General features: G+C 43.3%; 17 protein-coding genes. 5 read left to right on the top strand and 12 right to left on the bottom strand.

The window, feature by feature from the left end; genetic code table 11:
* Positions 1-19 precede the first annotated feature (19 nt).
* From OKC24_RS08470 to OKC24_RS08445, 6 genes are all read right to left on the bottom strand, one after another.
* Entirely contained in the window at positions 20-556 is a 537-nt protein-coding gene (locus tag OKC24_RS08470; RefSeq protein WP_131276573.1) for a F0F1 ATP synthase subunit delta, read from the bottom strand.
* Positions 557-568: 12 nt separating this feature from the next.
* On the bottom strand, positions 569-1,039 hold the full coding sequence (locus OKC24_RS08465) for a F0F1 ATP synthase subunit B (RefSeq protein WP_005012078.1): 471 nt from the start codon (positions 1,037-1,039) through the stop codon (positions 569-571).
* A 38-nt stretch (positions 1,040-1,077) separates the two neighbouring features.
* Positions 1,078-1,323 (bottom strand): F0F1 ATP synthase subunit C, encoded by a 246-nt coding sequence (atpE, locus tag OKC24_RS08460; RefSeq protein WP_000424060.1) that lies wholly within the window; start codon positions 1,321-1,323, stop codon positions 1,078-1,080.
* A gap of 84 nt (positions 1,324-1,407) precedes the next feature.
* Positions 1,408-2,283 carry a F0F1 ATP synthase subunit A gene (gene atpB, locus OKC24_RS08455; protein ID WP_005012082.1) on the bottom strand — a complete coding sequence of 292 codons (876 nt, stop codon included), beginning with the start codon at positions 2,281-2,283 and terminating at the stop codon, positions 1,408-1,410.
* Between the two features lie 105 nt (positions 2,284-2,388).
* Positions 2,389-2,787 (bottom strand): ATP synthase subunit I, encoded by a 399-nt coding sequence (locus OKC24_RS08450; protein WP_005012085.1) that lies wholly within the window; start codon positions 2,785-2,787, stop codon positions 2,389-2,391.
* A gap of 170 nt (positions 2,788-2,957) precedes the next feature.
* A complete protein-coding gene (locus tag OKC24_RS08445; protein WP_131276575.1) occupies positions 2,958-3,797 on the bottom strand; it encodes a metal ABC transporter solute-binding protein, Zn/Mn family in 840 nt (279 codons plus the stop codon).
* Between the two features lie 138 nt (positions 3,798-3,935).
* Between OKC24_RS08445 and OKC24_RS08440 the strand changes: the two genes are divergently transcribed.
* The 4 genes from OKC24_RS08440 (at position 3,936) to OKC24_RS08425 (ending at position 6,645) form a co-directional block, all read left to right on the top strand.
* Positions 3,936-4,430: a transcriptional repressor gene (locus OKC24_RS08440; RefSeq protein WP_005012089.1), complete on the top strand. Its 495-nt coding sequence runs from the start codon at positions 3,936-3,938 to the stop codon at positions 4,428-4,430.
* Entirely contained in the window at positions 4,415-5,194 is a 780-nt protein-coding gene (znuC, locus tag OKC24_RS08435) for a zinc ABC transporter ATP-binding protein ZnuC (protein ID WP_416346066.1), read from the top strand. The genes OKC24_RS08440 and znuC overlap by 16 nt, the downstream gene beginning before the upstream one ends.
* A gap of 3 nt (positions 5,195-5,197) precedes the next feature.
* Complete coding sequence (znuB, locus tag OKC24_RS08430; protein WP_130145529.1) at positions 5,198-5,998, top strand: zinc ABC transporter permease subunit ZnuB; 801 nt, start codon at positions 5,198-5,200, stop codon at positions 5,996-5,998.
* A 131-nt stretch (positions 5,999-6,129) separates the two neighbouring features.
* The gene (locus OKC24_RS08425) at positions 6,130-6,645 is read left to right on the top strand and encodes a DinB family protein (RefSeq protein WP_130145527.1); all 516 of its coding nucleotides are present in this window, start codon (positions 6,130-6,132) and stop codon (positions 6,643-6,645) included.
* 13 nt (positions 6,646-6,658) lie between these two features.
* On the opposite strand, the gene OKC24_RS08420 is transcribed toward OKC24_RS08425, so the two are convergent.
* Both OKC24_RS08420 and OKC24_RS08415 read right to left on the bottom strand, forming a co-directional pair.
* Positions 6,659-6,901 (bottom strand): hypothetical protein, encoded by a 243-nt coding sequence (locus tag OKC24_RS08420; protein WP_130145525.1) that lies wholly within the window; start codon positions 6,899-6,901, stop codon positions 6,659-6,661.
* Between the two features lie 94 nt (positions 6,902-6,995).
* On the bottom strand, positions 6,996-7,616 hold the full coding sequence (locus OKC24_RS08415) for a LysE family transporter (RefSeq protein WP_130145523.1): 621 nt from the start codon (positions 7,614-7,616) through the stop codon (positions 6,996-6,998).
* A gap of 166 nt (positions 7,617-7,782) precedes the next feature.
* Here OKC24_RS08415 and OKC24_RS08410 point away from each other — a divergent pair, with 166 nt between their 5' ends.
* The gene (locus OKC24_RS08410; RefSeq protein ID WP_265464967.1) at positions 7,783-8,703 is read left to right on the top strand and encodes a Dyp-type peroxidase; all 921 of its coding nucleotides are present in this window, start codon (positions 7,783-7,785) and stop codon (positions 8,701-8,703) included.
* 25 nt (positions 8,704-8,728) lie between these two features.
* Here the strand turns inward: OKC24_RS08410 and OKC24_RS08405 are convergent, their stop codons facing one another.
* Genes OKC24_RS08405 through OKC24_RS08390 form a run of 4 tightly spaced genes read right to left on the bottom strand, consistent with a single transcriptional unit; the run spans position 8,729 to position 15,038 of the window.
* A complete protein-coding gene (locus OKC24_RS08405; RefSeq protein ID WP_130145519.1) occupies positions 8,729-9,076 on the bottom strand; it encodes a hypothetical protein in 348 nt (115 codons plus the stop codon).
* A gap of 10 nt (positions 9,077-9,086) precedes the next feature.
* Positions 9,087-9,809, bottom strand: a complete 723-nt coding sequence (locus OKC24_RS08400) for a toxin-antitoxin system YwqK family antitoxin (protein WP_131276579.1) — start codon at positions 9,807-9,809, stop codon at positions 9,087-9,089.
* A 2-nt stretch (positions 9,810-9,811) separates the two neighbouring features.
* Positions 9,812-11,665 carry a LysM peptidoglycan-binding domain-containing protein gene (locus OKC24_RS08395; RefSeq protein ID WP_265464966.1) on the bottom strand — a complete coding sequence of 618 codons (1,854 nt, stop codon included), beginning with the start codon at positions 11,663-11,665 and terminating at the stop codon, positions 9,812-9,814.
* Between the two features lie 7 nt (positions 11,666-11,672).
* A complete protein-coding gene (locus OKC24_RS08390) occupies positions 11,673-15,038 on the bottom strand; it encodes a type VI secretion system Vgr family protein (RefSeq protein WP_130145513.1) in 3,366 nt (1,121 codons plus the stop codon).
* Positions 15,039-15,221 lie beyond the last annotated feature (183 nt).

The following is a 15,221-nucleotide window of genomic DNA, read 5'->3' as shown; positions in this document are numbered from 1 at the left end:
TCAGTCTTCTTATATGCAATTAAGCAAGAAGACGAGTCCGCATTTTTTCAAGCTTATTAAGCGCAGAATCATCTATCACTTGGTCGCCTGCACGAATAACAACACCAGCAATTAATTCTGGTTTCACTTCTACAGAAACATTTACCGCAGCTTCGAATTTCTTCTCTAATGCATGCGTAAGTAACTGTTCCTGTACAGAAGTCAATGGGAATGCTGATTCAATCACAACATCCACAGAGTTATTATTCTGTGATTTGAGCTGCTCATATTCTGCAGAAATCTCAGGTAGAAGCGCCAGACGGCCATTATCGGCCAGCAATGTCAAAAAGTTTGACACTGCTGAGGTCTGATCTTCGCCTAAAACTTTGGCAAAAACACTTACCTGCTCTGCAGGAGTAAGCTCAGGGCGATTTAAGTAAGCTGAAAATGCTTCGTCTTGCACCGCAGCACTGAGCAATTCAAGCACTTTTGACCATGAGTCAGTTGCACTTTGCTCAGAAGCGTAAGCAAATGCTGCTTTAGCGTATGGGCGTGCCAACGTCAAGAGTTCAGCCATAATCCGCCTCTCTTAAAGTTTAGCAGCCAGCTGAGTCAGCATGGCATTGTGAGCTTCTGCATCAACTTGCTGGCTAAGAATTTTCTCAGCGCCAGTCACTGCAAGAGCAGCCACTTGTTGACGTAATTCTTCGCGAGCTGTATTGATCTCGGTATCAACAGCTTCTTTAGCCTGTTGACGGATACGCTCACCTTCAGCAGATGCCTGAGTGCGCGCTTCTTCTACCAATTGCGCACCGCGACGGTTCGCTTGTTCGATCAATTGAGCCGCTTGCGCTTTCGCTGCGTCTAATTCAGCTTTCACTTGAGCTTGCGCATCCGCAAGGTCAGCTTTTGCTTTTTCAGCAGCGTTTAAGCCATCAGCGATTTTACGCTGACGCTCACTAATCGCATTGATTAGTGGTGGCCATACAAACTTCATGCAGAATGCGACAAAGATCGCAAATGCAATTGCTTGGCCTATCAATGTGAGGTTGATATTCATTGCTATTCCTCAATAGTTTAATTTAGGAATTAAGCTGATTAACCTACAAATGGATTAGCGAAGATGAAGAACAAGCCAATACCAACACCGATCATAGGCACAGCATCAAGAAGACCCGCGATTAAGAACATGCGAGTTTGAAGTTGTGGAGCCAATTCTGGTTGACGAGCAACAGCTTCAAGGAAACGGCCGCCTAAAAGACCAAAACCAATCGCAGTACCTAAAGCACCAAAAGCGATCAAGATAGCAGATGCAATTGCAACTAGACCTAAAGTGAGTTCCATGATAATTCCTCAGAGGTTAGGTTTATACCAAATTAAATTAAAAAATTGTGCGCCCAACCGTCCATCGACAGTTAGGCAATACCATTAATGCTTTTCGCTTGCCATGCTCAAGTATACGATAGTCAGCATCATAAAAATGAATGCCTGCAGCGTAATAACGAGAATATGGAAAATAGCCCAAGGCACAGATAACGCCCACTGGATCCAGAACGGCAATAACGCGATTAAGATGAAGATTAACTCACCCGCATACATGTTACCGAATAGTCGCAGAGCCAATGAAACTGGACGTGCAAGGAAAGTTACCAATTCAAGAATCAAGTTCACTGGAATCAATAACGCTTTTGCAACTGGGTTACTTGGGTTAAATGGGTTAAGCGCCAACTCACCGACAAAACCGCCGATGCCTTTTTCACGAATGCTGTAGAACAAGATCAGCGCAAATACAGACAATGACATACCAAGGGTAATGTTAGGGTCAGTAGATGGAACGATTTTGAAGTAAACGTGATGCGGGTCCATGCCAAACACATTAGAACCAATAATTCCTGCAAGGTGCGGAATGAAATCTACAGGAAGTAAATCCATCGCATTCATCAGGAAAATCCACACAAAAATTGTGAGGGCTAAAGGCGCAATTAAACGTGATTTGCCATGAAAAGTGTCGCGGACACTTGAGTCAACAAACTCGATGATCATTTCAATTGCAGACTGGAACTTGGTTGGAACACCAGAGTTTGCAGCTTTCGCTACGCACCAGAACAGCAAACAGAAAATCACACCTAGCGTGATAGACCAACCCATTGAATCCAAGTGAATAGCAGTGAACCCCATCTGTTGAGCTTCATCAGCAGTCTCAGCCAATTTCCATGAACCGTCTGGCATTTTGCCATAAGTCAAATTGGTCAAATGGTGCTTGATATACTCGGTCGAAGTAAGGGCATGTTCTTCAGCAGCCATAAATCACACCTGGTCAATGTCAAAAAACTAAATGGAACTCACGAATATCGCGTGCTGCTTGATATCTCGCCAGCTCCTGAAAAAACTTTTCAATTTCAGCTGCGCTTAAACCCGCTTCTGCAGACGTGACGCCCAAAATGGAGCGACCCACGTCATGGCCTGAACGAGGATAAAGCCGCAAAATAATGCAGCCGGTGACAGCGGCTTTACATTGCTTAAAATTAAAATGAATCCAACAATCACAATTGCAAACTTGCCCATCATGCCACGATACATGTTGGACAGCACTTGTTTGGTGGCTCGGGCGCCAGCGGCCCGAAACGACTGCCATGTAAAATAGCAGCTTGCCAGCCAGCATACCAGTGCACCTAAGGCCGCACTCAATGCTGCTGCTGAATCTTTTAAGACCCATCCAATCAAGGCTGAAACAGGAATCATTAATGCTTGCAAGATGATCAAAGCTTTCGCTAATCGTCGATCAATCAAGCGACTAGTTCGGCTCATTTTTGTACACTCACAGCAATTATGCTTGACAAGTTTAGCTGATGATTATTTTTAATCGCAGGCATTATAGAGTTACACCCCTGAACATGCAATCTTTTCCCGACCTAAGTCTGGTTTTTTTGCATGTTTGGATTGCTGTCAAATTAAACAACTGCTGTTTGTTTTTTGCATTATTTCCGCGCATTTAGCACACAGCTGCGGGTTTGCTCCGCTAAAGTTTTCCAGGCATGGATAAAACTGGTCTCTGCGTTCATGCTTTCATCCACATGCTGAAAAATGATGGGATTAAGTTTTTGATACTGGTTTTTACTGGCCTGCCCTTCCGCCAGCAGGCACATTTTGGCTTGCGGACGGCTGTCCTGCAGGTATTTAATCTGCGCGATGGTTGGCGCAATATGCGGGTCATCCGTCAAGGCGCCCGCAAACTTTAAATTCAATGAACGCTCCAGGTACTGGTATGCGTCATGGTAAGACCAGTAAGGCTGTGGATTATTGCCGCTGCTCAGCTGGTGAGAAGCCATCAGCATATGATGCGCGAAGTTTCTGGCATTGGCCCAATACTGTTCGCGGTGCGCAGGCATTTGCTGTGAACGCAAGGCCGCAATGAAAAAACCGATACGCACAGCATTGTTCGGCTCTAGCCAAACATGCGTATCTACAGTATTCGGCAGCGCCTTCCCGCGCGGACTGCGCAGCGGCAGTGTGGAGAGTATGCCGGCGTTTAAAAGCGCAACGCTTTTGCGATTGCCGGACAGCAGCTTGTCCAAAGGCGCCTCATGCGCCTTGCCCAGCCAGATCACCAAGCTGGCATCCTGCACAATTTTGCGGTGCATGGGCGTCAAGCTGACATCGTGCCCGGATTGATTCTGCAGCAGCAGTGTCGGCTGCTCTACGCCCTTCGTCACTTCCTGTGCAATTAAATAGATTGGGTGCGTTGAAACCACTAATCCTTGCGCCCAGCTCACTGAGCTGAAAAATGCAAAAGCACAGAATGCCAAGATACGGGACATAGGGAGAATCACTAAAAAATTGAATAGTGTTATAATATAACAAATTCTCAAAAATACCTATGCCTGATCGAAACTTGCCTCGCTTCATGCTAAGATTTAAAGTCTTTTTCTTTTATAGTTTCGCACTTGAGGTTAATCATGAGCTCTTGTTCGCACGAACATCATAATGCATTGCATGGCGTGCACGACCACCCGAATGTGGCGCAGCGGCTTGCAGACGCTGAAAGCATGTGTTCGGCTTCAGGCGCGCGCCTCACCCCTTTGCGCAAGGAAGTGCTGGAGCTGATTTTAAATGCTGCAGGCCCCATGGGCGCTTATGACCTTTTGGCAAAAATCAAAAGTGATTCTGACCGCCCTGCTGCCCCGCCTACGGTGTACCGCACTTTAGACTTTTTATTGGAAAAAGGCTTAATTCACCGTTTAACCTCAATTAATGCCTATATTCCCTGCTGCCACCCGCGTGAGGGTCATCAGGCTGCCTTTTTAATCTGCACCGAATGTAAAACGGTGAAAGAAGCTTCTGCGCAAGGCCTGCTGCAGCAGCTGGATGAATTGTCTGCGTCTGATCATTTCACCGCGCACCACAGCATTATTGAAATTTCAGGAATCTGTCAGCAGTGCAGCAAACCCTAAGCACAGCTCCTCTGATTGAGCTGAAAAACATCCATGTGCGGATTGATGAACGCGATATTCTGAAAAATGTTGATTTCACCCTGCATGACCGTGAAATTGTCACGCTGATTGGCCCGAACGGCGCTGGCAAATCGACCCTGATCAAAGTCCTGCTTGGCATTCTGAAACCCAAGTCTGGGCAAGTCATCGCAGCCAAGAATTTAAAATTCTCCTATGTGCCGCAAAAATTCAACCCATCCCACAGCTTGCCGCTGCGGGTCTGTGATTTGCTGGCCTTAGAAAAATGTGAAGCCTCTATAAAGGCAGAGGTTATCCGTGATACAGGCATTGCAAAGCTGCAGGACGCCAAAGTGCAACAGCTGTCCGGCGGCGAGCGCCAGCGGGTGCTGATTGCCCGGGCGCTGCTGCGTCAGCCGGATGTGCTGGTTTTAGATGAGCCGATGCAAGGCCTGGATATTCAGTCCGAAGCGGAACTGTATGATTATGTGCGCAGCCTGCCGGAAAAATACGGCTGTGCGGTATTGATGGTGTCACATGATTTGCAGTGGGTCATGCAGGGTACACACCGCGTGGTCTGCCTGAATAAGCATATCTGCTGCAGCGGCCTGCCTGAAAGCGTACAGCAGCATCCTGAATATCAAGCGATTTTCGGCACCAACCGCGTGTTCTATCAGCACCATCATGATCATTGCGGCCATGGGGATTCTGCGGCACCGTGCCCGCACGATTCTCGCCCGCACATTCACCCCGAACCGGAAGCCTAAGCCATGATGGAATGGTTACAACTGCTGCTGCCTGCATGGATCATGGGCACCTTATTGGTGTTCCTCACGGCCCCGCTCGGCTGTTTAATGCTGTGGCGCCGCATGTCTTTTTTTGCCGACACTATGGCGCATGGCACCTTACTGGGGGTGGCGATTGCCGGCGCTTTAGCCCTCCCCCTCTGGGTCGGCGTGACCTTGCTTGCTATCATGCTGGTGGGCATTTTATGGATTCTGCATGACCCGCGGCTGCCGAATGATGCGCTGCTGGCGCTGTGTTCCGCCACACTGCTCTGCTCCGGCCTGCTGCTGATTCAGCACTTGCCTGAGCTTCGCCCTGAACTGCTCAGTTATTTATTTGGCGACCTGCTGACGATTTCATGGTCAGATTTGCCTGTCTTTAGCCTGGTGATTATAGGCGCGCTGGCCATACTGTATAAATATTGGCAGGCGCAGATTCAGATTGCGATTGATCCTGATATTGCTGTCAGCGAAGGCATCAATGCCAAATGGCAGCGCCTGATTTTCATGCTGCTGCTGGCCTTGTTTACGGTTCTGGCGCTGCGCGCGGTCGGTTCATTATTAATGGGCGCTTTGCTGGTGATTCCTGCATTAACTGCGCGCCTTATGGCAAATTCACCTAAACAGATGGTGCTCTGGTCTTTTGTATTTGCACAAATTGGCATTAGCGTAGGCCTATGGTCCAGCGCTGGACTGAATGTATCGACAGGCCTGAGCATTGTGCTGACCATGTCGATTTTATTTGCCGTGATTTTTGCCGTGCAGAAAATCAAAAAAATGGCTTAAGCAGTCCAATATTGCAATCTAAAACCATGCTATACAAACACTGAACTGCCTGCGGGCAGTTTTTTTTATGATGTTCTTTTTCTGTATCCTCTGATATATGTTGAATATCAGCATTATGAAAAAATCAGATTATGGAACTGCACAGCTTTCAATTGATGGCCCGCTATAACAGCTGGGCCACGCAGCGTTTGAACCTGATTTTAGATCAAGTTTCGGATGAAGACTTTTACAGAGACAGCGGCTTATTTTTTCAGAGTATTTTCGGCACACTGAATCATTTGCTGCTGGGTGAACATGCCTTATGGTTTCCACGCTTCAGCCAAGGCCATTCACCGAAAATAGCCTTGAACAGCATTATTGAACAGGACCGTTATGTGCTGACTCAAACGCTGCTGGAGAAGTCCTTTCATTGGCAGAATTATCTGCATGATCTTGATCCTGCGCTGCTCAGCGGACTCTTTCATTACCAGACCTCTAAAGGCCAAGACATTTCTGTCCCCTTTGCCGGTACGCTGCTGCATGTATTTAATCACGGCACCCATCACCGCGGACAAATTACAGCGGCACTTACCGCCATGGGCTATGACTGCCCTGAACTGGATTTGATTTATATGCTCTTAGAGCAAACAGAAAGTTATCCAAAATAATGAATGGACTGTTTTAAAGGCTATTTTTTAATTTATAGAACCGAAACTCTGGATTAAACAGCCCAATTGAAAATGCGATCCAAAAGAACCATGCCATCATAATGAGTTGGTCTTTCGTCCACTCTTCAGATTGAGAGGAGCTAAAGAAAGACCATGTTTTCCAGCCCTGAATATACGATGCACCGCCCCACGATATAATCCATTTTGTCACGATGCAATCTAAGATATAAATCAAAATCCATAGCGCTGTAGACATTGTTTTTTCTACTTATTTTATTAACTATATCTCAAACATATCAGATCAGCCAATAAGATAACAACACATCATTATTAACGCTTATGCGTATAAATCACTGGTGCACCAAGCTCAGCAAGCTGGCTGCGCAGGCAAACAGCACTGCAAAAGTCCGATTCATATACTTTTGCTGTTTGGGTGATTTTAAAAGCCGCAGCACTTTTGCTGCCAGCCCTGTATAGCCGGCCATGACAATTAAATCGATACTGATCATCGTCACAGCCATGATCACATATTGAATCCACTGCGGTTTGGACAAGTCTAAAAATTGCGGCAAGACGGCCAATAAAAACACAATGGCCTTGGGATTGCTCATATTCACCAGAAAGCCATACAGCACCAATTTTCCGCGTGATTTATCCGGCAGATTCTGCTGAATTTCGATGGATTGCACGGGCGCTGTCCACTGCAAAAAAGCCAAATACAGCAAATATAAAACCCCAAACCATTTCACAATTTGAAATGCCCAAGGTGTCGTTGCAAACAACACCCCAGCCCCTGCCGCCACAACGCCAATTTGCACCAATAGCGCCAGTTGCAGTCCAAACGCATTCCAATAGCCATGCTTAAAGCCGTAATTGAGGCCGCTCGACATAGAAGCAATCGCGCCTGCGCCTGGAGAAATACTGATGACCCAGCAGGCCAGCATATAGGCCAGCCAAATTTGGAAGGACATATCAAAGGTAGTTTTACAAATAGAAGCGCAATTATATGACATTTACTGTTTTTTAGGCGGATTAAAGCTATGCGGATTTAAATATGCTTCTAGGCTACCCACTGTACAGCCATTAGGGCACAATACAGAAAGCTACGCAGAAAATATCAAAATTTAGGAGCCATGAATGACCGCCCAATCTGTAATTTTACCTTTGCCATCAGATCATGCGCGTTTTATTGTTCTTCGCCTAAAAGAGTTAACCCTTGAAGAACTGAAAGAAAAACTTGGGGATTTATTTGATACCCGTGACCGCTTAATTACACAGCATCCGCACTCCCAGATTAAAACAGCTGTCGCTTTTGGCCCCGAGCTTTGGGCAAAATTGCATGCTGAAGCGCCTGCAGGCTTTAAACAGCTGGCGCCGATTGAGGGATCTTTCCAAATGCCTGTGGTTCCGGCAGATGTTTTGATTCATATCGCCGCACAGCGTACCGATATCTGCTTTGCTTTAAGCCAAGCTTTTTTTGATGGCATTCAAGATAAAGTAGACGTTTTAGATGAGCGCGTTTGCTTCCGCAATTTTGATAGCCGCGACCTCACTGGCTTTATTGATGGCACTGAAAACCCGCAATTTCCAGATGACCGTGCTGAAACTGCATTGCTAGGAGAAGATGCAGGCGAATTTGCTGATGGGTCTTTTATTTTTGCACAGCGTTACTGCCACAATTTAGAAAAATGGAAAAAGCTGAAAGTGGATGCGCAAGAGCATGTGATTGGCCGCACCAAGCTGGAATCGATTGAACTGAGTGAGGCTGAACAGCCTGAAAACTCTCATGTATCACGTACTGTGGTTGAAGATGGTGAAGGTGAAGAGCTGGCCATTCTGCGTCATTCTTTGCCTTATGGAGATGGCCGCGGCGATCAAGGCTTATTTTTCGTTGCTTACACCAACGATTTAAGCATTATCGACAGCATGTTATTGCGTATGTTTGGTACCAGCGGTGATGGTATTCATGACCGTTTACTTCATTTTGTCACACCAATGGATGGCGCATATTATTTTGCACCGAGTGAAGAGCTGTTGGAAAAAGTGCTGGAAGGTTAAATAAATGAAGCCGACGAGAGTCGGCTTATTTATATTTAATTTTACCAACAATACATATGACATCAGTAAAATGATACATGGAATCAGCTGAATAAACATTTTTACAATATACAGTAGCAGGCTTGTCATATTTTATTTTTAATTTCTTTCCCATGTAATTTAATTGTATTTTATTTACATTATGAAAACTCTCATCTCCACTATAAATATAAACATTCTCAGGCTTACTTAAACTAATAATATCATATGTATGTTTTTTATTATCTTCATCGATGGTGCTAGTTAATTTAATTTTTCCATAAAATTCATATTTTGATGCCGCATTAGTTTGAAAACAAAACAATAATATAATGAACAAAATTAATTTTTTCATAAGATACTTCTCAATTAAATCTCTCAGAATTAGTTAAATTCCCCTCTGAATCCCACTCATTCCACAAACCAATTTTTTGACCATTTTTGTATTGTCCATCATAAATAAAAACATCAGGATTAATTGTATATTTTTCATAACAGCGACCATTTTCTTCTCCTAAAACATAGAAACATTCCCCTACTAATATTCCATCACTGTTCCAATTTTTGACGAATCCATCCAACTCACCATTTTTGTATGTCATTTGGTCTTTCAAAACACCATTTCCATACCATGACTCCCATAAACCATTTTCAACATTATTTTCATAATTAGTAACAGCCATTTTACTACCTGATTCATACCATAAAGTACGCTCACCTTCTCTAGGATAATAACCATTATGCTTACTTTCATTAAACACATAATCTTTTTGACCATTAACAAGCCAATACGGGCTTGATAGTTTATGCCCAGACATATAAAAATCTTGAACTAAATAGCGTTTATCTGATTCATTTTTTAAAATTTTTCTAAAATATTTTGCATTTTTCTTATCTACACTAACCTGTCCGCTATCCTCAGCATCTGTCATATAAAGACTAACTTTAATATCTTTATAAGTACTATCTTTTTTGCTTTGTATCAGATGTTTATCATCATTTGTACCATTGGATTCCGCTGAGCAAGCCAAAACAAATATTACAAGACCAATAACTAAAATTCTGATTTTATAAATAATAAAATTCATACTTATCTTGTTCCGCCTCCGCTCTTAACAGCTTTTAATCCTAGTTGCTTATATACTTCATCTACAGATATTTTTTTCTCCAATTTTTGTGTCTTTGCATATTCATGATAGACTTTTGGCACATAGAATCGAAACGATGAAATTTTTCTATCAACAATAGTAATCTGATCATCTTGATTACCCCCTATCATAAGAAATCTACCATCTGTTTTATCTAAACTATATACAAAAGCAACATGTCCAGTACCACTAGTAGCCTCTGGTGAAGCACCTTCAAAGGTAGGTATAGTTGCTAAAGCACCAAAAATAGGTTTGTCAATTTTTACAAAATTTTGAGTATCCCGTCTGAAGCTTAAAGCACTTACTGTATCTTTTGACTTAGTATATTTAGCCTCTTGAAGACAGTAATTAGCAAAAGATGCACACCATGCCTGATCTGTTCCCACAAGGGTCTTAATCCCGCCCCAACCAACTAATTTATGATAATTATCTGTTTTAGTTATAACCCCTTCCTGTTTACCACACCATTGCTTTAACTCTCGCAATACTATTGCCATCCATGGAGCTTCTTTATTATTTAAGGGAATAATAGCCAGACCTTCGCCCGTGCCTTCTTTACTTCTTGTACTCTCAACCTGACCATTTGTATTAGTGAATAAATTTTCAGCTTGATTCATTATTGATGTTACTAGTGAATTACTTGAAGACTCCTTAGAGTTATCACCAAACTGAGAAACACTAGATATATCCTTATTAGGAACTTTTACATTGTCGCCCACTTTTATTTGGCTTTTATCTTTAATTTGAGGATTAAGCTTTAAGAATTCCTTTTCAGAAATTTTAAATAATTTACATATTTTAAATACTGAGTCATTAGATTTAATTTTATATACTTTAAATTTTGAGCTTAAATCAACTAAAAATTTATTACTTGCATATCCACCAATAGTTAGTATTTGACCTGAAAAAATATGATTTGAGTTTTCCAAGTAATTCCATTCTTGAATTTGATGTGCTGTAACACGAAATCTTTTTGCAATTTTACTCAGATTATCACCACTAACAACTTTATATTCGATTTTTTTATTAGCTGCCTTTAATATTCCATTTTGTGGCATTAGTTTAGCTGAATATTTTATTGTATTATTAATTAAATGAACTGTTTGCGACTCTAATGAAGTTATAACTTCACCAATAACTTTTTCCACCCCATCTATCATAGATGAAAAGATAATTACTTCTCCGGATTTAAAATGCGGAAGCAGTGGTAAACTCCCATTGCTATTTGTATTTAACTCTTTTTTTTGACCATTTATTGTTGCTGTTATTTTTTGATCACTTAATGGCTTAGAACCATCTGAAACACTCACAGCAGTTGTATAAACCCAATTTTCTTTCCTAGTATTTAAGTTTCCATTAAACCCTTCTTTCTCTTGCATTGCATCCATTAACTTATCAAGTGCTGAATCATTTAAGCTCGAAAGCTTCGTACTCCGCTGAATAGATGTTTTTTTTACAAGGAAATCTATATATGCTTCCGTATTATTTTCGTTTGGAGGAGCATAAATATATATTGCTTCTTTTAAAGAGAATTCATTATATTTTCTTCTTAGCAATGCTTTTTTTTCATTTCTTCCAGCTATATAACTGTCAAAAATTGCGAATTTCCCACTCTTAGTATCACCAACTCCAATTTGTCCTGGATACAGTCCATTAGATTTTGGCCTCATATTTCCAGGGTTATTAAATCGCCATGCGATTGTTCCACCACTTCTTAATAATACATTGCCGCTATCATTTACATATTGAACCGTCAATGTATTCCTATCATGAGATGCTTTTATGAATTTTGACATATAAAACCTATTTATTATTTATTATTAGATCAATCATTTCAGATTCAATGAAAACATTGCTTTCTTTAGAATCGTTAATTTTTGGATATAAATTAATTCTACCTTCACTATCACCAATTGAATTATCATTGTAGGTAATTTTATCAACATCAATCTTCCAGTTTTCTTCACCAATAATTAACTCAACCTCATCAGCACTATCACCATAAATTCTCGGCAATTTTGATCCAGAAATGATTCCTGCAGATAATTCTTTTCCATTATTTTTATTAATTATTTTGTATTTTTGATCAATTAATCCCATTAAATCGAAATTCATATCGCTACCATAAGGAGCAAACCTAATACTGTATTTACTTTTATCCAATTTTGGTAATTCAAGATTGTTTAAGTTTACTCTCTCTCCTAGAGTAAACAAATGCTGCCCTGCCTTACTTTCAAACTTGCCACCTGTTATGGTAAATATCCCATCCCCATTAATTTTCAGCTGTGAACCGCCCGCCGTCAGCACAATCTCTTTCGGACTGGTAATTTCAATCTTATCTTCCGTTGAAATCAGCTTAATTACCTTACGGGCAATCGCTTCGATGGCATCATCCTGCGCCTGCAATTCCACTTTGCCTTTAGCAGCATAAGCACTTAGCCCCTTTTGCGCTGCAAACAGGCTGATTTTGTCCCGTGCATGCGCCACCAGATTCTTCTGCGCACTAATATTCATAGAACCCTGAGCACTCGAAGCAATATCCTGAGAGGCCTGCAGCACAATATCTTCTGGTGTAGTCAATGCAATGCCGTTTGGAGACGCCAATAACATAAGCGCCTGCCTAAATAATTTACCTTGCTCCTGCTGTTGCGGGTCTGATGAACTTTCCAAATTTTGGGCATAGCCTTCCATAAAGCCTTTAGCATGTTCCAAAGCCTTAGTAGGTGTGAATATTTCAGGCTTGCCGAAACCGCCATCCATGATCATTTCATCAGGCTTGATTTTGATCTCTTCAACAATTTTACCTACCTCTTTCAAAACCTTCAGCGGATCATTCTTCAGCTGGCTTTTTAAATTGCCAATTCGCACCAGCAGCTGTTCAGAACCATGATCTTCAAGGTTTTGAATCACTTCTTTTAAATTGTCAAAAGCATCTTCAGCATCTTCAAAATAGGCTTGGAACTGCTGCACTGTGCCTTTGACATCTTTAGTAATTGCACCCATATCCCGAATAAAGCCTTTGCAATTTTTTAAAGCATTTAACGGATCTTGCGACAATTCATCTTTAAAGAGGCTGACCGTCGTCATCAAGGCTTGCGAGGTGCTTTTAATTTCAAGGGATTGAATTAATTTGGGCAAACGGCCAATCACATTCAGCGCATCAGTTTGCTGTTTCACAGCAATACTGCTGAGCATTTTCATGCTTTCCCGACCTTGGCTCAGCAAGGCCTGCGCTTTAGCAGCCTCCAAATGATCGGCGATGGCATTTTCCTGCGCATAGGTCGAAATCAGCATGCCTTTGCCTGCACGCACGGCACCAAAAGCATCGGTTCTTAGCTCAAATCCCTCACCGCGTCCATTGCTTTGTTCTTTATCTTTCGGATGGCTGAGATTGCCTAAATTCAGCTGGCTGGCGCCATGGCTGCTTTGCAGCTGCGTGCTGATCTGCCCTGCCGTATCATCAAAACGCAATTGGTTAAAGCCAGCGCCATCCACCTCCTGCGAACGAATGCCGCTGAGTTTTTTAGTCTCAGGCAGCTGGCCTTTGGCATCAAACATGGCCTGATGCCGTTCCGCTTCATGTATGCGCCCCACCACAAAGGGCCGGTCAACGTCGCCTTCGAAGAAATCAATCACCACGATTTCACCAATCCGCGGATGAAAACGCGCGCCATAGCCCTCACCCGCCCACGGGGTCAGCACATCGACCCAAGCAGAATCCGCATCACTGTCATTGCTGCCGGCGCCGCCATCATGAGCATGGTCTTCATTGCGGGTAAAGCTGAAACGGACTTTAATACGCCCCCAGGCATCCACATGAATGCTTTCCCCTTCTGGGCCAGCTACTTTAGCCCGCTGCGGATGCGCGGAAGGGCGATGCAGCAGCGGATCATATTCTGGAACCACAGCAATGCTGCGGCGCATCACATGCAGTTCATTGGCTTGGCGCTCATCTCCCAAGGATGGCCAGCGGCTGGCGCTGAGCAGCGACTCCAGCTGCATCAGAATGTCTTTCGGCAGGTTATTTTGGTTATAAAATGCTTTGCCTAAAATCAGAAATTCACAGTCTGAGCCTTCATGCTGATCAATATCAGGATGATCAGTCAGCTGGAACCAATAACCGGCTTGCGCATCGCGGACACTGCTGCGGGCCGTAAAAAATTTCGACTGCAAAATCTGATGCTGATTCAGCTGCTGATTGAACCGTTCCAGCTGCTCACTGCCCGCAGGCGTCGCTTGATCTTCACCGTTTAAATCCGCTGTCCATGCAGGACTGAGTGACCAGACCTGTTCCAGACCGAGGCTTTCATTGTCCTGTTGCTCACTGTGCACATGTGTGCTGAGCAAAGGCTGAGACTGGTCCTGAGCCAAAGACTGCGCCTGCCAGCGCTGAGTTTGAACTGCTGTCGCCTGCAGCTGGCGCTGGCCAATAAAACTGGTGATGCTATCCAGACGCTCGGCTGCATGGCTACGGTGAAACCGGATTGAGCGGCGGCTCAGAGCGTTAAATGCCTGATTATGATCAATCAAGCGCAACTGCTGCGCCTGCATGGGTGCAGCGGATGCAGCAACAGTCAGTTCAGCTTCATCAATCAGCCAATTGATGCCTTCACTGCGCCACAAACGCGTTAAAAAGCCATAGTCACTTTCATTGGCCTGCATGACAAATGGCCGTACAGCATAATCTCGGCTGAGCCCTTCTAAATTCAAGCTTAAACTGGATGCGAATAATGCGCTTTTCTGCTGCCATTCGCTGAATAAAACTTCAGTGACCTCACGCACGCTTTTATTCATAAACACCCGGCTATTGCGGCGTTTATGCCAAAGCGCGGTGGCATCTTCAATGACCAGCTTATAAACCGTCAGCGCGCCATCGCTTTGCCCCTGACTGGCGCACGTAATCACTCCGGTGATGCGCTGCAGCTGGCCTAAATCGGTCACTTGATCAATGGCGGCACGCCCGCCAATAAATTGCTTGAGCGGAATATGCGCATGTGCGGACAGACAAATCAGCTCGGCGCACAGCCCCTGATTAATGCGGTGCTCACCTTCAATACGCTGAATAAAGACTTGAGCATTCAGGATTTCATTTGAAAAATGGATATGCAAAGCGCGCTGCTGCACACTGAGGCCAAAACTCTCAATTAAGCTATAAATATTTTTAATCATGTTCTTTTTTTAATTAATTTATTTTATTTGTGCGCGCATTCTAGAAAATGTTGCTTTTTTAGTCCAGTCATTTTTTTCAGCAGCTGCTCAATTTCATTGCCCATCCCCCTCATTGAAAAATGCATAAAATTATGCCGCATTCAACTTTCAGGACAGAAAATGGGCTGTTACACTGCTGATTCT

The sequence above is a fragment of the Acinetobacter entericus genome, from assembly GCF_026168575.1.
GTDB lineage: Bacteria > Pseudomonadota > Gammaproteobacteria > Pseudomonadales > Moraxellaceae > Acinetobacter > Acinetobacter bouvetii.
Note: the sequence above shows the minus strand (reverse complement) of the source record. Positions and strands in the feature narration are given on the sequence as shown.